The sequence below is a fragment of the Mesorhizobium sp. WSM4816 genome, from assembly GCF_055811535.1.
This window is the reverse complement of record NZ_JBVVQR010000022.1, coordinates 55,871-75,570: the sequence shown is the minus strand read 5'-3', so window position 1 is coordinate 75,570 and position 19,700 is coordinate 55,871. Positions and strand designations below refer to the sequence as shown.

The 19,700-nt window shown below is 61.6% G+C and carries 12 protein-coding genes and 2 pseudogenes; 8 read left to right on the top strand and 6 right to left on the bottom strand.

The genetic code is table 11. The features are described from left to right. Positions 1–12 precede the first annotated feature (12 nt). The gene (locus tag AC0L3H_RS21685) at positions 13–1,080 is read right to left on the bottom strand and encodes a helix-turn-helix domain-containing protein (RefSeq protein ID WP_473586833.1); all 1,068 of its coding nucleotides are present in this window, start codon (positions 1,078–1,080) and stop codon (positions 13–15) included. A 261-nt stretch (positions 1,081–1,341) separates the two neighbouring features. On the opposite strand from AC0L3H_RS21685, the pseudogene AC0L3H_RS21680 reads away from it, so the two are divergent. Next, positions 1,342–1,740, top strand: a pseudogene (locus AC0L3H_RS21680) (DUF6492 family protein); the annotation flags it as partial. Positions 1,741–1,831: 91 nt separating this feature from the next. Here AC0L3H_RS21680 and AC0L3H_RS21675 read toward each other — a convergent pair. Next, complete coding sequence (locus AC0L3H_RS21675) at positions 1,832–2,980, bottom strand: alpha-hydroxy acid oxidase (protein WP_473519408.1); 1,149 nt, start codon at positions 2,978–2,980, stop codon at positions 1,832–1,834. Positions 2,981–3,445: 465 nt separating this feature from the next. Further along, the gene (locus AC0L3H_RS21670) at positions 3,446–4,741 is read right to left on the bottom strand and encodes a lipopolysaccharide biosynthesis protein (protein ID WP_473586832.1); all 1,296 of its coding nucleotides are present in this window, start codon (positions 4,739–4,741) and stop codon (positions 3,446–3,448) included. Between the two features lie 196 nt (positions 4,742–4,937). Between AC0L3H_RS21670 and AC0L3H_RS21665 the strand changes: the two genes are divergently transcribed. From AC0L3H_RS21665 to AC0L3H_RS21635, 7 genes and pseudogenes are all read left to right on the top strand, one after another. After that, entirely contained in the window at positions 4,938–7,130 is a 2,193-nt protein-coding gene (locus AC0L3H_RS21665) for a GumC family protein (RefSeq protein WP_473511466.1), read from the top strand. A gap of 123 nt (positions 7,131–7,253) precedes the next feature. After that, on the top strand, positions 7,254–8,153 hold the full coding sequence (locus AC0L3H_RS21660; RefSeq protein WP_473511387.1) for a bifunctional methylenetetrahydrofolate dehydrogenase/methenyltetrahydrofolate cyclohydrolase: 900 nt from the start codon (positions 7,254–7,256) through the stop codon (positions 8,151–8,153). A gap of 19 nt (positions 8,154–8,172) precedes the next feature. Then, on the top strand, positions 8,173–9,171 hold the full coding sequence (locus tag AC0L3H_RS21655) for a GlxA family transcriptional regulator (RefSeq protein ID WP_287055993.1): 999 nt from the start codon (positions 8,173–8,175) through the stop codon (positions 9,169–9,171). Positions 9,172–9,336: 165 nt separating this feature from the next. Further along, entirely contained in the window at positions 9,337–10,998 is a 1,662-nt protein-coding gene (locus AC0L3H_RS21650) for a vWA domain-containing protein (protein WP_473511389.1), read from the top strand. A 190-nt stretch (positions 10,999–11,188) separates the two neighbouring features. Continuing rightward, the gene (locus tag AC0L3H_RS21645) at positions 11,189–11,512 is read left to right on the top strand and encodes a type II toxin-antitoxin system RelE/ParE family toxin (protein ID WP_473511391.1); all 324 of its coding nucleotides are present in this window, start codon (positions 11,189–11,191) and stop codon (positions 11,510–11,512) included. 13 nt (positions 11,513–11,525) lie between these two features. Further along, complete coding sequence (locus AC0L3H_RS21640) at positions 11,526–11,837, top strand: helix-turn-helix domain-containing transcriptional regulator (RefSeq protein ID WP_473511393.1); 312 nt, start codon at positions 11,526–11,528, stop codon at positions 11,835–11,837. A 190-nt stretch (positions 11,838–12,027) separates the two neighbouring features. Next, positions 12,028–12,556 (top strand): annotated as a pseudogene (locus AC0L3H_RS21635) (dihydrofolate reductase family protein). 370 nt (positions 12,557–12,926) lie between these two features. Here AC0L3H_RS21635 and AC0L3H_RS21630 read toward each other — a convergent pair. The 3 genes from AC0L3H_RS21630 to AC0L3H_RS21620 all read right to left on the bottom strand — a co-directional run bounded on the left by AC0L3H_RS21630 (position 12,927) and on the right by AC0L3H_RS21620 (position 19,203). Then, the gene (locus tag AC0L3H_RS21630; RefSeq protein ID WP_473586831.1) at positions 12,927–14,816 is read right to left on the bottom strand and encodes a CHASE2 domain-containing protein; all 1,890 of its coding nucleotides are present in this window, start codon (positions 14,814–14,816) and stop codon (positions 12,927–12,929) included. 5 nt (positions 14,817–14,821) lie between these two features. After that, on the bottom strand, positions 14,822–15,358 hold the full coding sequence (locus AC0L3H_RS21625) for a FecR domain-containing protein (RefSeq protein WP_473494474.1): 537 nt from the start codon (positions 15,356–15,358) through the stop codon (positions 14,822–14,824). A 446-nt stretch (positions 15,359–15,804) separates the two neighbouring features. Beyond that, a complete protein-coding gene (locus AC0L3H_RS21620; RefSeq protein ID WP_473586830.1) occupies positions 15,805–19,203 on the bottom strand; it encodes an AAA family ATPase in 3,399 nt (1,132 codons plus the stop codon). Between the last annotated feature and the right edge of the window lie 497 nt (positions 19,204–19,700).

The window sequence follows — 19,700 nt, the reverse complement described above, 5'->3', positions numbered from 1 at the left end:
TGCTCGGTCCGGTCAGGTTCCATCGACAGTGCGGAGTAGCTGGTAAAGCGTTTGCGGCCCTTCGTGTCGTGCCTGGCATTGCTGCGCCACGACTAAGCCATCGCTCGCCCAACCTATATCCCGTGCTTCCTTCGGTGAAATGCCGAATTCGTGCCTGAACGTTCGACTGTAGCTGGAAGCATCGACGAAGCCCCATTGCTCGGCGATCCGGGATATGGACCGCGTATCGCCAATGTCGGAGAGCGCGTCCCGCGTTCGCAGTAGCCGCTGCCTCCGAATGTAAGAAGCTACTCCCCCGAGCGGCTCGAAAATTCTGTATAGCCGGGAGCGGGACACGCCAAGTTCCGCGCACAGCGTTTGGGATGTCAGTTGGTGATCCACAAGTCTGCCGTCAATCATCCGTCGCGCTCGGCCTAGAAATGTCGCGTCGATTGGGGTTTGTGCTTCTCTCAAGCGATCTTGGGAGGGCGCGAGACATACGGCCACAAGGCTTCGTGTTGCCTCGACGACGTATGGTATCTCCGGCGACTGCAAATCCGCCAGCGACCGGTTGAGAAGAAGCAGGTAGTCTGCCAGCAGCTTACCGAGCCCTCCTTCGAACTTGGCATCCAACATTCGATGGAGCCCGGCAGTCGAGATAAACAGATCGTTTGGGATGAAGAGCGTAAGGACCCCGTCGTGATTGATTTGTCTATCGAACGGGCTGGCCAGGCAGTGCAGCTCAGGCACAGCTTTCTCGCCTTTATGCCACTCACCCGGCAAGCAAAACGGCAGGGTGACATACCAATGGTCAAGAACGGCATTTTTCAGATGCTTCTGGCGATGAGCATGATTTTCGCCTGGAAGCTCAGTTCGCATAAAAGCGAGTCTATCCAGGTTCCACACCGTTTGGCGGGCCGGAAAGGATTGAGGACAATCCCGCACGGCTGACAAGTCCATCACGCCTCGATTGGCGAAACGGAAAGCCGGAAATTGCTCGTGAGGTTGAAAGCTAAAGGTTGAAAAATCAAGAGAATGCGTAAATTTCGCATTCTTACTTTCGTGCTCTTCGAGCGATTGGAGCGCGGAGTCTTGATACATTAGATGACTCTAAATTACCGTTGCTCCGCGTAATGTCCAAACAAACATCACCTTCTTTGTACCATATCGTACCACGCACAAGCCTCAAAGACAAAATTGACAGAGCGTGTGAGCAATTGTCCTTGAATTGGGCCTGATGGCTCGATGCTTGCGAAACGGCCAATCTTCTGAAAAAAACGAATCTAGCAGTTTCGGCGTCGGAAAATGCTGCAGGGATTCATGCGAAAGCTTTTCATGCGTGATCTGCACGGAGCGCGGAGGTCGCGCAATGCCGGTTCGGCGCTTGGCATCGAGCCATCGGAGGTTTCGACCCACGACTACATTTCGACGCTGATTGCCTGGCGCCGCCAAACCGTGACGGCGCTGTGCGCGCGGATCGAGAAGATCCATGGCCGCAACTGGGTCGAAGTCGTCGGTGCGGCGCGCAAATTCTCCGAATGCATGATCTACGGCCGCTATGTCGACGACGTGCTCGCCGGCGCCGGCCATTTCCATGGCTCGGAGGAGTTCTGCCGCGTCCACTGGACGGGCGAGGCGCTGTCGGATGACGAGTTCCGCCGTTTCGTCGCCGCCATGGCGCCGCAACAGGTGGCCATCGGCATGCAGTCCTTTATCGGCACCGATGTCGGCCGCATCCGCCGCCTGATCGGGCTCGATTAGTCCGAGGATAAAAACTCATCGCCCTTTAATGACCGGGCTTAGGCCCCCGACCTTCCTGGCAGGAGGTCATGAAAGGGTGGGAAGTCGCCTGTTACTGCCGGAAGCGCAGGTTCCGTCGCGTGAGTTCGTTGACCGAGGTGCAGCCCATCAGCTTCATGCCCCGCTCAATCTCGATGTGCATCAATTCCAGTGCGCGTTCGACGCCGGCCTGTCCGGCGGCCGCCAGTGGGAAAAGGTAGTAGCGGCCCAATCCGACGGCCTTTGCGCCCAGCGACAGGGCCTTGAGCACGTGGGTGCCGCGCTGCACGCCACCATCCATCATCACATCGATTCTGTCTCCCACCGCATCGACGATCTCGGCAAGCTGGTCGAACGCGGTACGCGAGCCGTCGAGTTGGCGACCGCCGTGATTGGAGAGGACAATTCCGGTGCAACCAATCTCGACCGCACGCCTGGCATCCTCGACCGACATGATGCCTTTCAGGCAGAACTGTCCGCCCCAGTGCTGCACCATCTCGGCAACGTCGCCCCACGACATGGAGGGGTCCAACATCTCCGTGAAGTAGCGGCTGATCGACATCGCGCCGCCGCCCATGTCGACATGGCCTTCGAGCTGTGGCAGCCGGAACCGCTCATGCATATAGTAGTTGATCGCCCATGACGGTTTGACCGCGAACTGCGCGATGCCAGCGAGATTGAGCTTGAAGGGGATGGCGAACCCCGTTCTCTTGTCACGCTCGCGGTTGCCGCCGGTGATGCTGTCCACCGTCAGCATCATCACCTCTACTCCCGCCTGCTTGGCCCGGGCCATCATCTCGCGGTTCAATCCGCGGTCCTTGTGGAAGTAGAATTGGTAGACTTGCGGCCCATTGCTGATCTGGCGCGCCTCTTCGAGGCTGACGGTGCCGAGCGAGGAGACGCCGAACATCGTGCCATATTTCGCCGCCGCTGCCGCCACCGCACGTTCGCCCTGATGGTGGAACAGGCGCTGGAGCGCTGTTGGCGAGCAGTAGGCCGGCATCGCTAGCTTCTGGCCCATGACGGTCACCGACATGTCCACATTGGTCACGCCGCGCAGAACATTCGGCACCAGGTCGCAGTCATCGAAGGCAGCCCTGTTGCGCCGATAAGTGACTTCGTCATCGGCCGCACCGTCAATGTAGTTGAAGATCGGTCGGGGAAGGCGCTGTTTGGCCATGCTGCGGAAGTCATGGAAGTTGTGGCAATTCCTCAGACGCATCTCATCACTCCGTTGGCCCGGCTCATCTGCCCGATAGCACACTGCTGCGCGATGCCTAACTGACGCGGGCTGAACGATAAACGGCCGCAACGAACTGGTAGCAGTCGTGGCGCGAACGTTGCTCTGGAGAAGCGGCGGCAAGGCTCGCCGCTACCCGACACCCGGCATTTTTCGAGTGAACGACCAGTCTCGGGCGACAACCTCGAGGGTCTCATCTCGAAAATAGAACAAGAAATGCCGTGATGTCGGACTGTCCGACGACAGAACCCCCCAATCGGGCTCGTCGACTGCCCCGCCGTCGCCGATCACTTCGTAGAACTCCCCCCATTTTAGAGCTTGATTGCTATAACGGCCTTCGCCTGTAAACCACGCGTGATCATTTGTGGCGTCCCATCGCCAGCGACTACTGCCAACGAATCGAAGTGTCCATCCCATCTCGGCATCGACGGCCGCCAGCTGGTCGACCTAGACCGGCTTCGCCGGCCTGCGCATCACCGAGTAGGTGAGCAGCGCCGAGGCGAGATAGAGCAGCAGGAAGACGACGTTGAGCGACAGCACCAGATCGGGTGTGTCCAGGATATGGGTCAGCACATAGGTCAGCAGCACCGCCTTCAGCCCGGCAAGCAGCGCCAGGTTGATCGCCCGCACCAGCGTCTGGCCGCGCGCGAACAGAAGCTCGGCCTGGTATTCGACGAGATTGCGCAGGCCCGGCACGCAGATCGCCAGCGCCACCAAAGGGGCGGCCTCCGCAACATTCCTGCCGAGCGCGTTGGGGAAAAAATGCAGCACGATGGCGAGTGTCGCCAGCGCCAGCGTCGAGACCGCGAACACGCCGCCTTCGATACCGCTCTTGACCGAAAGGCGCGACAAAAGTTCCGGCGCCCGCATCATACGCTGAACCAGCATCATCGAGAAGGTGCGGATCGGGATCGCCGTCAGGTCGACCAGCCGCATGATGATGGCATAGATGCCGGCGAGGTGCGGACCGCCGATCGCCAGCACCAGCAGCTTGTCGAATTCCATCTGCAGGTAGAACAGCACCTCTGCGCCGGCCACGTAGATGGAATCGGCGAGCCGCCGCAGATAGAGCGCCAGCCGCAGCCGCAGCCGCTGTCGCGGATAGAAAAATCCGAAGGCGATGAGCAGCGAGGCGGCGTTGGCGCCGATGTAATACCAGGACCAGGCTCCTATGGTCGGCTGCGCCGCGAACATGAACAGCACGGCGCCGAGCGCCCGCAAGGCCGTCGCCAGGATCGTCAGCAGGGCGGCGCGGCCGAATTTGCCGAGGCCGTTGTTGACGATCAGCGCCACCTCGACCGGCCGCCACAGCAACGCCTCGGCAAACACGATCGCCGCAAAGACCGACAGCGGCACGGTGCCGGCAAAGAAGACCAGGTAGACGCCGTAGGAGGCGGCAGCCAGCAATGGCAGCGATATCGCGCCAAACAGCAGGAAGCCGGCCGTGAAGGTGCCGATCAGATTGGGGCGGATGGTGGCGGTTCGGTAAAGCGCCGAGATGAAGCCGAAGGCCAGGATGCGCGACAGCATCACGCCGGCCGCCGAAGCGGTGGCGAACATGCCGAACTCGGCGATCGACAGCGTGTTGGCCAGCGCGATGAAATAGGCGAGCGAAAACACCAGCCGCCCGCCCGCGCCGCTGATCGCCGAAAGATAGTCGCAAACCAGTCGCCGTCGCTCGGCGACGAAAGCGCCGATCCGGGCGAGAGGCCGTTTTTGCGGGATGTTGCCAGCCTGGGTCATGTGTCGAGACAGCATAGGCCGGAAAGTTTAACGCGCGGTTCTGGGCGCTTTCGATGCTTTCAAGAAGGGCACAACCCTAGAGGGAAACCGTGTCTTCAAGGCTGGGAAATTAACCTTTTGTTTCCTATACTTGTTTAGCGTGGTTTAACGAATGGCTGACCGCGCGTCCAAGCCGCAAAGGGCAAGCTCCACGACAATGGTCGACAGGCAAAACCGTGAAGATTGGAAGCGCGAGCGCTCCTTGCTGGCGCTCGGCCAGGCGTTGCGCGGCGAAGAAGAACCATCGCTGGTTGCGATCGGGGACCGGGCAGACCCGTCATGGCGCGAGGATGCTGCAGCGCGCCATCGTGTCGCGCGCTTACGCCGCGAGCGGCGGGCGCATCCGGAATTCTCGGCAAACCTGGAGCCCTCGGCGACCCCGGAACGCTGGGTGACTCCGGAGCTATCGGCGAACGATGAAACAAGCCGGTTTCAAGCCGAGGATGCATCGGCCTCGGCCGCCCGGATGCCGCCTGAGACCGACGAGCCCATTGAAGCGGACCATGCGGAAGCCATGCCACGGGAGAAGCCGGTTGCTGCCGCTGTTTCCGAGGACCGCCGCTCCGATGCCGACTCCCGTTACGCCGCGTTCGAGCCTCGATACGCCGCGTTCGAGCCTCGATACGCCGCACCCGAACCTCGATATGCCGCACCCGAACCCGGATATGCAGATGACGAGCGGCGGTCTTCCCGTCAGGATGACGACAGACAAGAATGGAAGCCGTTGATCGATCCGATGCAGGTCGTCCGCGGCATTGCCCGCTCGAAGCTGCTGATCGTCGCCATGACGATACTGGGCGCCACGCTTGGCGTCGCCATCGCGCTGTCGACGCCGAAGAAATATGAAGCCACCGCAGAGCTGATCGTCGACCCGCGCGACCTGAAGCTCACCGACCGCGACCTCACGCAATCGGTGGTTGCGTCCGACGCCACGCTGGCCATCGTCGAGAACCAGGTTCGCGTGCTCACCTCCGGCACCGTTCTCAACAAGGTCGTCGACAAGCTCAATCTCGTCAATGATCCGGAGTTCAACGGGCAAGGTTCCGATGGGCTGGGGATGATGACGGTCATCCGGTCGATCCTGTCGCGCAATGACGGGCCGGCTGCCGGTGAAGGTCGCCGCCGTGCGCTGGCCGTCGCCAATCTGGCGGAGAGCCTTTCGGTCGAGCGCGGCGGCAAGACCTTTGTCATCTCCGTCAGCGCCACCACGCAAAATGGCGAGAAGTCGGCGCTCATCGCCAACACGATGACGGATGTTTTTCTGCAGACCTTCGGTCAGATCCAGTCCGACACCGCTGGCCGCGCGACCAACGAGCTGACGGGCAGGCTCGACGAGCTGCGCAAGGGCGTCGAAGTGGCCGAGCGCAAGGTCGAGGATTTCAGGGCCGCGCACGACCTCGTCGACGCGCAAGGCCATTTGATTAGCGACGACGAGATGCTCAAGCTCAACCAGCAGCTGGCCATCGCCCGCGCGCGCACGCTGGAACTTAACGCCCGCGCGGCGTCGGCGCGCTCGATCGACGTGAATTCGGTTCTGAGCGGCACCTTGCCGGAGGAGATCAACTCCAACACCATGAGCGAGCTGCGCTCGCAATATGCGACGCTCAAGCAGGAGGCCGACCGCGCCGCGATCCGGCTCGGCCCGCGCCATCCCGAGCTCCAGGCGCTCAATGCCCAGCTTGCCGGATCGCGCGAGCGTATCGCCGGGGAACTGCGCCGCATCGCCTCGTCGCTGCAGGTCGACTTGAGGCGCGCCGTGCAGCTCGAACAGGATCTGGCCTCCCGGCTGGCACAGTTGAAGGTCCGCAGCGGCGACGTCAACAGCGACTTGGTCACGCTGCGCGAACTGGAGCGCGAGGCCGCCGCCAAACGCTCCGTCTATGAGCAATATCTTCTCCGCGCCAGGGAGACCGGCGAGCAGAAGGACATCAACACCGCCAACATCAACGTGATCTCCAAGGCCTTCGCCCCGCTCGAGCCAAACGGACCGTCGCGCGCCATGACGGTGCTTGCCGGCCTGCTGGCGGGGCTTGCTTCCGGTGTCGGCCTCGGCGCCATGCGCGGCGCCTATGCGAGCCTGCGCGAAACCGCCGATTCGCGGCCGCGCCGCCGGACAGAGGAGCGCCGGACACCCATTGAAGACAAAGCATACCAGCCGCCCGTTCCGCCCCATGCCGGACCAGTGCCTCATCCGCAGCAGCAGTATCCGCGAGCCTCGTCGGACGAGGCAGATCAGGCTTCGAAAGCCGCTGAACAGCAAGCCTCCATCGAGGAAATCCGAGCCAGCTTGCGCGAATTCCGCGAAGCGGTTCGCGAACTCACCGAAAGCCGATCGCGGCGCTATTTCTGAGCGCCGAATAGAATAAAAGCCATCGGTTTCGAGTTAGCGGCATAAGACGGCGCTTTGACGGGATTGCCCGGTCGGATTTTCGTGAGAATGCCGCCCGAAGCAGAGCGATGTCGAGGATGGTTGATGGCCGAGTTGATTGACGGAAAAAGCGTTGCCGAAGGCGTGGTGCGGCGCGTCAAGGCCCTGACGATCGAACTGATGGAAAAGGGCGCGCACAAACCCGGTCTCGCCGTGGTCATCGTCGGCGAGGATCCGGCGAGCCAGGTTTACGTCGCCTCCAAATCCCGCACCGCCAAGGAATGCGGCTTTCATTCGGTCCAGCACACGCTGCCGGCCGAGATGTCCGAACTGGAACTGCTTGCTATCATCGGCGAACTCAACGCCGATCCCGGCATCAACGGCATCCTGGTGCAGCTGCCGCTGCCTGGCCATATCGATGCGGGCAAGGTCATCCAGGCAATAGCGCCGCAAAAGGATGTCGACGGCTTCCACTTCATCAATGTCGGCAAGCTCGGCACCGGCGAACTGGAGACGGCGTTCGTGCCTTGCACGCCGGCCGGCTCGATGCTGCTCATCGAGCGTGTGCGCGGCAAGGATCTTTCCGGGCTCAATGCGGTGGTCGTCGGCCGCTCCAATATTGTCGGCAAGCCGATGGCCAATCTTCTGCTTGCCGCCAACTGCACCGTCACCATCGCGCACAGCCGCACGAAGGACCTGGCTGCACTGGCGCGCACCGCCGACATTCTCGTTGCCGCTGTCGGCAGAGCTGAAATGGTCAGGGGTGACTGGGTCAAACCGGGCGCCACCATCATCGACGTCGGCATCAACCGCATCGCGGCGCCAGAAAAGGGCGAAGGCAAGACCCGTCTCGTCGGTGACGTCGCCTATGCGGAAGCGGCCAGGACGGCCGGCGCCATCACGCCAGTGCCCGGCGGCGTCGGCCCGATGACCATTGCCATGCTGATGGCCAACACGCTAGCTTCCGCCTATCTCGCGGCCGGATTGAAACGGCCGTCTTTCTGAACCTGGAAAGCCCAAAGCTTTGCCGAACCTCACTGTTCCCCCAGAGCGGCCGGTCGCCAATGATCCCATTCACGGCGGCCGGCAGTTCGGCTTCCTGCTGGTCGACAAGTTTTCCATGTTCTCGCTGGCCGCCGCAATCGACACGTTCCGGTCGGCGAACCGGCTGCTCGGCCACGACTTCTATGGCTGGACGACGGTGTCGGCCGACGGCGATGCCGTCATGGCCTCCAACGGCCTGCCGCTCAAGATCGACTACGCTGTCGCCGATCTGCCGCCGGTCGATATTCTTTTCGTCTCGGTCGGGCTGACCACCGAGTTTCCCGGCAAGAGCAAGGTGCTGGCGGCGCTGCGCAGCTGGGGCCGGCGCGGCAACGCGCTCGGCGCACTGTCGGTCGGCTCCTATCTGCTCGCCGAGGCAGGCCAGCTCGAAGGCTATCGCTGCACCATCCACTGGGAAAACCGCGCCGGCTTCGTCGAACGGTTTCCCGACATCAACTGCACCGGCAACGTCTTCGAGATCGATCGCAAGCGTTACACATGCGCCGGCGGCACCACCTCCATCGACCTGATGCTGGAGATCGTGCGCGGCGATTTCGGCTCGAGCCTCGCCAACGGCGTCGCCAACCAGTTCCAGCACGAGCGCATCCGCTCCGCCGGCGACCGCCAGCGCGTCGGCCCCGAGCGAGACCTGACCGGCAAATCGGAGAAGCTGCGGCGCATCGTCGAGCTGATGGCCGACCATCTCGACGAGCCGCTGTCGGCGGTGCAGCTCGCCAAGTCGGCGGGCCTGTCGGTGCGCCAGGTCGAGCGGCTGTTCCTGCGTCACCTCAGTGTGACGCCCGGCCGCTATTACATGCGGCTCAGGCTTGAGCGGGCGCGCGAATTGCTGCGCCAGACCAACATGCCGATCCTCGACGTGGCGATCGCCACCGGCTTCACCTCGCACTCCTATTTTGCCCAGAGCTACCGGCTGCAGTTTGGCCGGCCGCCTTCCGAAGAGCGGCGCACGACATATTGAGGGGTTTGGCGCAGTCAGGCCCGCCACGTGCCCCGGCGCCCGGGCTTGTATCCTGACGCGGCGTCAAATAGCTTCCCCCGGCTGGGACGGACTGGCGGGCATGGACTGCTGGCAGAAGCTGACTGGCTGCGACGAACTGGCGGCCACTGACTGGGGGGAGATTTCATGGCGGGACTTGCACGGAGCATCGTTGCGGCGGCGCTCCTGTTGTGGATGACGACGCTCGGCCTTGCCGCCGACCGTGTCGTCATCGTTCTCGACGCCTCCGGTTCGATGTGGGCGCAGATCGACGGCAAGCCGAAGCTCGAAATCGCCCGCGAATCGCTGCGAACGGTGCTGCAATCGGTCCCCGCCGACAAGGAAATCGGCTTCATGGCCTATGGCCATCGCGAGAAGGGCAGTTGCGAGGACATCGAGCTCATCGTGCCGCCGCAGGCCGGCTCGGCAGGTGCTGTTTCCACTGCCGCCGACAGCCTGAAATTCATCGGCAAGACGCCGCTGACATCAGCCGTCAGGCAGGCGGCCGAGGCGCTGAAATACACCGAGGACAAGGCCACCGTCATCCTGATCACCGACGGGCTCGAGACCTGCAAAGGCGACCCCTGCGCGCTCGGCAGGGAACTGAGGGCTGCCGGCGTCGACTTCACCGTAAACGTCGTCGGCTTCGGCCTGACCGCGGACGAGGGCAGGCAGGTTGCTTGCCTCGCCGACAACACCGGCGGCAAATACATCCAGGCGTCGGATGAGAAGGCGCTGCAGGACGCGCTGGTCGAGACCATCGCCGCCGCACCTGCACCGGCGCCCGAACCAGCGCCAGCGCCGCAGCCGGTCGCCGCGTCGGAAAAACCGGAGTTCAACTTCATGCCCGCCGTGGTGCTCGCCGATGGCGGCGATCCCGTCACCGACGGCAATTCCTGGGAGATATTCAAGGCAAAGTCCGACGGCACGCGCGGCGAGTACGTCGCCACCGAATACGGAGCTTATAAAGGCAATTTGGAGCCGGGTGACTACACAGTCGTGGCGCGCCATGGCGAGGCCAGGACCGAACAGAAGATCACGGTCGAGGCGGTCGAGGTCTACAAACCCCTGTTCGTGCTCGATGCCGGCACGCTCATCATTCATCCGCGGCCAAGCGAGGGAGCGGATGTGGCCGATGGTGCGGCTGTCGTGATCGCCTTTCCGGGCGTTGAAATGCCTGCGACCTATTATGGCGACACCAAGGTGGTGTTGCCGGCCGGCGATCAGAAAGTCACGGTCAGGATCGGGCAGGGCGAGGTTACCGAAACCATCCCGCTCACTGCCGGCAACGTCGTCGACAAGGATATCGTCGTCGGCGTCGGCCGTGTCGTTGCCAACGCCTACTACATTGCCGGTGGCGACAAGGCCGACGGCTCGGGCATTGGCTTCAAGGTGTTCAAGGCAAAAAAGAAGATCGACGGAACGAGGCAAGAGGTGGCTTATGCCTATGGCCCCGACAGCAAGTTCGATCTGCCGCCCGACGACTATGTGCTGACGGCGACGGTCGACCTTGCCGTCGTCGAGCAGCCGTTCAGCGTCAAGGCCGGTGAGCATCAGGATCTGAAGATCGCCATCAATGCCGGCGTGCTGGCGATCACCGCGCCAGGAGCTTCGAAGATCGAGATTTTCGATGCGAAGAAGGACATCAACGGCAACCGCAAATCGCTTGGCTACGCCTATGACGAGAAATATCAGGCGGCGCTGCCGGCCGGCGACTACGCCGTCGTCTCCGAAAAGTTGGACAACAGCTCGAAGGAAAGCACGGTGACCATCACAGCCGGCGAGCGAGCCGAGTTGACGGTGCAGTAGGGACATTCGACGTCTGAAAAAGGGTGGCCGCGAGCCCAGCCCCTACCCAAATGTGGACATGCCGTCTGGCGCCAGACTCGCGATTTGTCGCGTAATTCCTGATATCCGCGAGGTACAGCTCCCACATTGTGATGGTCAGCGGGCAAAAAAGGGCTTGCGAAAAATTCGTTTTTAAACGAATATCGCCTAAATGTTCGATGTACGACACTACATCACGCGTGACGGCGAAGACCTGATTGCCGGCTGGCTGCGCAAGCTTCGCGACGTACAAGCCAAAGCGGCGATCATCCGACGATTGAACCGGCTTGAGCAAGGCAACTTCGGTGATTTCAAGCCGCTTCGCGAGGGCGTCCACGAACTGCGCATCGATGTCGGCCCTGGCTACCGGGTTTACTACGTCCGATCGGGCAAGACGGTGATCCTGCTCTTGTGCGGCGGCACCAAACGAACACAGGACGCCGACATTGACCGGGCGTGTGACTATTGGCGCGACTGGCAAAACCGTACTGTTTGAAGGAGCAATGACGATGAAAGACCGCAGTCATGACGACGCAATGGCCGATCTGTTCCGGGACGATCCGGCGACGGCCGCTGCCACGCTCGACGCGATCCTTGCGGATGGCGACCAGGGCGAACTGCTGGTGACGCTCCGGCAAATGACCAAGGCGTTCGGCGGCATGCCCGCCGTCGCCAAGTCGGCCGAGCTGAACCCCACGCAACTCTACCGTACCCTTTCGGAGAAGGGGAACCCAGAGCTGCGCAGCCTGAATGCCGTCCTTCGCACGATGGGCCTGCGCTTGGCGGTGCAGCCACTCGGCAAATCCGTGCCCCACGTGTGACGTTAGAAAGGGCGTCGCAGAACATCCGGTTTTGCGACGTCAATATCAGTCGCGAAACCGATTCAAGACTCGGGAATTTTGCGACATGAACCGGCTAACGACCCCCACAAGAAAAAATTTCGAGCATGTGTCGGGGGCGCTTGGCTGTCGTTCGTCTTGTATACCTGACGCGACGGGGGGATTTTGCAGCATGGCGAAAATCGTATTCGGAATGAACCAGTCCCTCGACGGCTATGTCGACCACGAGGAATTACCTGCGCCAAGACCCGCGCTCTTTCGTCACTGGATAGAGCATGTGCGCGACCTGACCGGCAGTGTGTACGGTCGCCGCATGTACGAGGCCATGCGCTATTGGGACGAAGATCGTCCTGAGTGGAGTACGGAGCAACACGAGTTCGCGGCGGCGTGGCGGCGCCAGCCGAAATGTATCGCGCTCGTTGAAGTCGGTCGGTCCCAATGCCACGCTTATCGCGGATGACGTCGAGGTAGTGATACGCAGGCTAAAGGCCAAGCTAACAGGAGAGATTTCCGCTTCCGGACCAGAGTTGGCGCAAAGCCTGACCGAAATGGGTCTGATCGACGAATACCGCCTCTACCGTCACCCCGTGGTGCTTGGTCGCGGCAAGCCCTTCTTCGCCGGCTCTCGGCCACCGCTCCGCCTTGTGGCCAGCGAGCGAATCGGCGGGGAAGTCATCAGGTTGACCTACGTTCCTGCCTGATTACAGACCACGCCGATGAGAAGGCGATGCATCGAAATCCCCCTTTCGGTTCAGCATACGTTGCGGAAAGGATTCGGAAGAACGACGGCTGCGGGTGGGGAGATCGCCATTCGGCGGGGATCGGCCGAACGGCTTAGGAGCGCCATTTGCCGATCCTTATTGCGTTTCTCCAAACCTGCCGTTCGCGCTACAGCCTGATACGACCTTAAGCGGAAGCTCGTTGGCCCCCGGCCGAATTCACGCCCATGACCCGAAGCTGCCTTCCATCATTGCGGATTTATTCAGAATCTCCCGTTCGGGTTGGCCGAGGCCTCAGGCAGGATTCGAAATGTCGCGGCCAAACGGTCGCCATTCAGACATTCCGGTACCATCATTGTTCACGGGGCCTGGTATCCTGCAGCGTCTGCGAACTCTGCCACAGCCAGATTGCGAGCGAGCCTGAACGCCCGCGGACCTGTGCTTCCACAGGTCCTCTTAGAGCACCAGATTTGAACAACTCGCAGTCGCGGCCGGCGACTTGCAGGATTTCGTCGCTCACTGCGACTTCGGCATTTTGGCCGGCCGCGATCTCCATCAAGCGACTGGCGACGTTAACCGTATCACCCGTAGTCGCGATGTGCTGACGGCCTTTGCCACCGAGTCTCGACGCAACGATTGTTCCGTAATGCGCTCCGATCTTGAAGCCGAGCCTGGATGCAGTTGATGCGGGCAACGAGACGAGCCAGTTGTTGGTACGGCTGGCGAGCGCTGCGCAGCAGCGGGCAGCATTGAAGGCATCATCTGTCGCTGCTTCCGGTAGCCCGAACAGGATCATGGCTCCGTCACCCATGAAATTCGTGACAACGCCACCGCAGCTTGTCACCTCTTCGTCCACCAACGCATGGAACGTGTTCAAAAGTTCGCGTGTGGCGTTCGGCCCCAATGTTTCGCTCAGTCCGGTGAAACCGGACAGGTCAATGAATATGATGGCGGCGTCCCTCCGGAGAGGTTCCAGGAGAAAGTCGCCATGCTTCGCGAGCCACGCCTCAAAGCCCGGGGCCTGAACTCGTTGAAGCAATTCGCTCTGCGTGGCGAAATACTGGGCCTGGTTCCGGCCCAACCAAAGCTGCGCGGCCCCGAACAAAATAGCCGGTGGAACGGCGGCGGCCATCGGCAACGCCGCGCTCAGCCAGATATGGTGTGAGAATGCGGTCATATTGACCACGAACCAGATCACAACCACGCCGACGATCGCTGCAAGGCCGATGGCATTGCGACGCCATGCCAACAGCCCCACAAGAACCACCGGCAGCACCACCGCAAAGCCGGCATCTGCAAGGCGAACGTACTGATCTCGCACTATGCCGTCGCCGGTCATCAGATGGGCAATGGCCGTCGACATGACCTCGACGCCTGGGAGCACGGGATCAAACGGTGTCGGGAAAACATCGCCGGCGCCGGTTGCAGTTGCTCCGATCACAACAATTCGATCCCGAATAATGCCGCCATCGACTTGGCCGCCCAGCACCGTCGTGGCGCTGATCGTGCGGATCGTGCCGCGGGGGCCATAGAATGTCAGAGGGAGTATGTGACCAATGTCCGTCCGAATCCGCTGTCGGCCCAGAGATAGATAGTCGGGCGCTATTCCCGGATCCTCTCCCACCGCCATGGCGGCAACGCGCAGGGAGAAAGACGCTTCCGTCCGATCTCCGGCCCGAAACAGCAGCGGGATGAACCGAGGCGTTCCCGTCCAGTCGGTAACCACGTTCACGACGCCGACAGCGGCGATATCCGAGAACGCTTTGAGGGGCCACAAAAACTGCTTGGCATTCGGCACTCGGGCGAGAGGGCCATCGCCCTCGACTGCAATCGATTGTTTACCTCCCGAGTAGACCGCTGCAGCAGCGATTACGCTTGAAGTTCCGCGCAGCGAACGCGCGAGCGCCTCATCATCATCTTTTGTCCCGGGATCGACCAGCAGCAGGTCGACCGCAATGGCTTTCGGTCCAAAGCGAGCTATCGTGTCGACAATCCGGGCAAGCGTGGCGCGGCTGAGGGGATAGCGGCCCTCGTTTCGGACCGCTTCGTCGTCTATTGCGACAATGGTAATCAGCTCCGGCGGCTTTGCCGTTCCCCGAACAAGCGTTCGAAGATCCGTCATCGTTGCTTCGACGCGATCGAGGCCCCACATGTTGCCGCGCCAGTGCGCAAAGCCAAGCCCGGCCCCCCAAAGACCCGCCAGGACGAGCGCGATCAGCGTCTGAAGCGCTCGCCCGCTCATTTAGCTTACTGACCGAAACGCGCCATCAATGCCGAAACACGTGCGGCGGGCCAGCGCTTGACCGTCAGTGTGCCTGTTCCGGCTTCCACATCGACGCCTTCGCCCGGCCCGAGGACTACGCCAGCATTGGACGCCGGCCTTTGCACGGCGACGCGACCTTTGACGACGAAGACAGAAGTCTTGCCTCGGGCAACGTCGACTGCCCATTTTGTACCTCGCACCGCGGCGATCGCCTGCGGGGTGACGACAGCGAAGCCACCCCGGACCCTGCCGGCTGGGGCATCGAGCAACAGCGCCTTGCGCCGTAATCTGACCGCATCGGCACTACCATTTCGATCACGGTCCACCAGTGCAAAACGAGCGCCATCTTCCGCAATGATGGTAAGGCCTTGCCGGCATCTCAGAATTTGTCGGGACGTACCTGCTACCAGTCTGAACGTACAGCCGGCGTTATTCGACTGCGCTGAAGCGGTATCCACCCAGAAGACACAGGCAAGCATGCATGCCATCAGGCTCCGGAGATATCGGCCACTTGCGCTCATGAACGTCTCCTTGCTTTTGCGAAAATCTGCGGCAAGAAAATCTTTGCATTGTTTTTTGCGGTCAGCCTGGCAGTATACTCATGCGTACGAACCGGCACTTGCAGCCGCGTTGCCTTAGAGGTAGCACGGTGCCGACCAGCGATCTTAACACGATAGCTTGCTCCAACACCAAATAAGGCGACATCAAGCCGTTTGAGGCGGCCGCGATGCGAATGTCAAGAACGTCACGCGACGACGCTGCTGTTCGGCTCATCTGCCAGAACGAGCAGGTCGCGCCACATCCGGACATTCGGCGGGCTTCTCCATTGCCGACCTTCGCTCAACCGCAGAATTCGACCCGTTCCTGTCTTTCAGCGTCTGACGCTCAACGCCGCAAGTTGACCTAGAGCGGACACTTCGACGGTATCCGGTTCGACCCGGTAGCTAACACACCGCAGCCTTTGGCCCTAAGCGGATGGATTTTCGCCCGCAACTGTCGCGAGTAACAACCGCGCTTCATTGAGATCCGAAGTGCCCAAGCCCTCGCTGAACCAGCCATAAACCGGTGCAAGAAGCTCATAGGCTTCCGCGCACTTGCCGTGGTCCCGCCAGAGGCGGGCGAGGCTTGCCGCAGCCCGCAGCTCGAGCATCTTCGCGCCTTGGGCTTGGGCGACCGCGATCGCCGAACGGTAACATGCCTCAGCCTTGGATGCGTTGGGGGTAGTGAGCGATAGCAGCATCTCACCGGTTAGCCGATGCAGTTCCGCCTCACACCAGCGTTCCTCGGTCTCCGCCACCAACATAACGGCCTCGGCGAGCGCACGTAGCGCTTCATCCGTTTTGCCCGAGCGGTGTAGGGTCTCAGCAAAAAGACTCAGGTGATATGGCGCGCGCATTCGATGTCGCGCCGCTCGGCACTCCGCCATGCCCTCAAGGATTTGTGGAACGCTCTCCGATGGCGATCCCTGTGCACCCGATGCCCAACCCCGGAAGATCTTTCCGTGGGCCAGCCACAAACGTAGCCCGTGCTCCTCGGATAGGGATATCACCGCGTCCGCGTGCAGTCGAACGGCCGCAGCATCTCGACTGAGATGAGCCAGTGTCGCAGCCCCCCAGGCAAGCACGTAGCCTCGGCTGTTAAAGTGATTGAGCTCTTCAAGCGCCTTAGTCGCGCGGTCCATCGTTTCCGATGCTCTTTCTGGAAAGCCGCTCAGCCACAAGATCATGGACAAGATGGCGAGACCAGCTGCCCTCTGATCCTGCCCGAAGCGGAAGGCGAGAGATCGGTGCTGTCCCGGATCGTAAAGCGCAAGTGCCTGCTCGATTTGCTCTCGACCAGCCAGCAAATCTCCAATATGCGCAAGCGAAAATCCGAGAATCCTGTGTCCGACGAGCTTCATGGCCCGGTCGGCGTGGAGTTCGGCGCGACCCAGAAAGTCCTCTGCGAGTTGGCGCCCCTTCGACCACTCGCCGCCGGCTGCGCGATAGGCCCATTGACCGTAGAGGATCGGAAAATGCTGCTGCTGGCTACGGCCCAGCCGCTCGCAAAGCTCCTGCGCTCTCGCGTGGGCGGCGCCGGTCTCCGGAGCTCCGTAACCCTTTGTGGCCATGAGCGGCATGCCGAGAGCAGTCTGAAGGTCCAGCTCAAGTTCATCACGCCGACGCGTTTCGGGAATTGATTTCAGAGCTTCCAGACCGTTCATCAGATGGCCGATTGCCTCCGCATTGGCGGAGAGTTCCGCCGCCTGCTGCCCGGCTTTCAACCAGTAGCCGACTGCCTTCTCTGCGAGGCCAGCCTCACTGTAGTGGTGGGCGAGCACCTCCGGCTGGGCGGTGCCCTTCTCAGCGAAGTGCTCCTCTATGGCTTGCGCGAGGGCTGCGTGTATTTGTTGCCGTTTACTGCGGAGCAGACTTTCATATGCGGCCTCCTGAACCAGGGCATGCTTGAACGCAAAAATGGCTTGCGGTGGCGTGCCGCGCCGATAAACCAGTTGCGATTCCTCAAGCCGCGCCAGTGCTCCATGGAGCTCGCTCTCGCGAAGTGGAGTGACCAGGGCGAGCAGCTCGTAGGAAAACTCCCGCCCAATGGCCGCGCCGATCTGCGCCACCTCCTTGACCGGCATCAAGCGATCGAGACGTGCGGTCAGCGAGTCTTGAAGGGTTGCTGGGATTGCCAAGGGCGGCAGGGGGCCAGCCAACACATAGCTTCCACTCTCTTCGCGCAGCAGCCCGGATTCGAGGACATTTTTGGTTAGCTCCTCGATGAACAGAGGCACCCCATCCGTCTTTGCCACGACCTGCTGCAGCACCTCCGTCGGCAATGTCTTGCCGGCAGTCAGCCGATCGATCATCCCGCAACCCGATTTGCGGCTGAGGCGGTTCAGCGTGAGAGACGTGACATGCGGGTGACCGCTCCAGGAGTGTTTGAATTCGGGCCGGAACGTGATCACCAGTAGAACCGGTAGACTACGCACACGCTCGATGAGCCGCTCCAGTAGCTCAAACGATGTCGGGTCGATCCAGTGCACGTCCTCAAATAGCTCCAGCACCGGTCGCCGCCGCGCCAAACCCTCGACCTGATCGGCCAGCGCGTCGAGCGTTTTTGACATCAGCTCTTCTGGCGCGAGTTGTAGTTGCGGATAGCGCCCGCCGGATGGAATCGACAGGAGCGCCGCAAAGATAGGCATCACTTCTGTGACGTTCTGCGTCGAAAGCGCGAGCAGTTCCTCGAGTTTTGCGAGTTTCCGTTCGTCATTGTCATCCCGATCGAATCTGGCGGCGCGCTGCAGATGATCGATGATCGGGTGCAGCGCACTGTGCACGTGGTAAGGCGAGCAGAAGTGGATAATGCGCGTGTAGGTGCTCTCGTCCGATCTTTGCTGTAGAGCGCGCGTAAGGCGCGATTTGCCAATTCCCGGTTCCCCTGAGAGCAAGACAACCTGCCCTTCGCCATCTCGCGTCTCGTCCCATCGCCGCTGCAGCAGAGCCAGCTCCTCCTCGCGGCCAACGAGCGGTGTGAGCGCGGCTGGGTGCAGCGCCTCGAAGCGGCTCTCTGCTTGGCTTTCGCCGATCACTCGCCAAGCACGCACTGGCTGGGCGAAGCCTTTGATATGCTGAGAGCCGAGGTCGGCAAGGTCGAACAGACCACCGACCAGGCGGCGCGTGTTCCGGCTGATCACCACGCTATTCGGCTCAGCCAGCGACTGCAGCCGTGCTGCCAGGTTGGGTGTCTGGCCGACGACAGACCTCTCCTGCGCCTCCCCGGCTCCGATAAGCTCTCCTACCACCACGCCGCCTGTTGCGATGCCGACGCGGACCTCCAACGACAGGTCGTATTTTGGCTTAAGGCTGTGAATGGCTTCGACCGCGGCGAGGCCAGCCCGCACTGCGCGTTCCGCCTCGTCTTCATGGGCTCGCGGATAACCGAAATAGGCCAGCACGCCGTCGCCCATATATTTGGCAATGTGCCCTTCGTAGCGCGCAATTGCGGCGGCCACGGCGCTCTGATAGGCCCGCAAAAGTTCACTCACCTCCTCGGGATCGAGCCTTGACGCGAGCGCGGTCGAGTCGACCAGGTCGACAAACATCACTGTCAGCTGGCGGCGCTCGGCGTCTGGAGCTGCCAGGGTCGTGACGTCGACCGCAGCGAAGGCTTGCGAAGAACGGGCGGGCGCAGAACCCGCGCCGTCGCGGAGGGCGGCGATTGCCGCAAGCAATCTACGGCGGTGGCCGACCGAGGTGATGCCTAGCGCGATGAGATCCTCTGCCGTGAGGTCGGCGAGAACCTCGGCATCGATGTCGTTGGCGCGAAACTCCTGTTCGTACTGCGCGAGCCCCAAATCGCGCAGCCAGGTGCCGACGTCCATTGGACTCCTCCGGCGCTCCGGTTATCCGGAGCGCAAGGCTCGACATTCTACCGCACAATCACCGCGAAGGTGCACGGAAAAGGCACATCCGAAAGGATTCAAGGTCCGCAAAATGGCACACTTTTTGCCGTTCAATTATCCGGGAGAACGACTGCCTTCCATCCCAGCCAGTCGTTCGACGCTCATTTCGGGCGTTCTGCGGCTCTGGTGTTTGAACCAGCCGGACGCGCCATTTCCAGACATTCCCGTCGCTTTTCAGGAGCGGACCTTCGCTTGTCGTCCGAAACCGACCCTAAGCGGAAGCTCGTTCGCCCCGGCTGAATCACGCCCATGACCCAAAGCTGTCATTCCGCCCGAACGTGTCGTAGTTTCTAATGGCTCTGCCGATGGGAGGGGTCATGTCCGAGCGCCCGATTGCCCTGACATAAGGCGCTGGTATTGTGTAGTTACTGGGCTCCAAAGCGGAGCCGTCACACGTGGGAGGAGTCCGAGCGTGG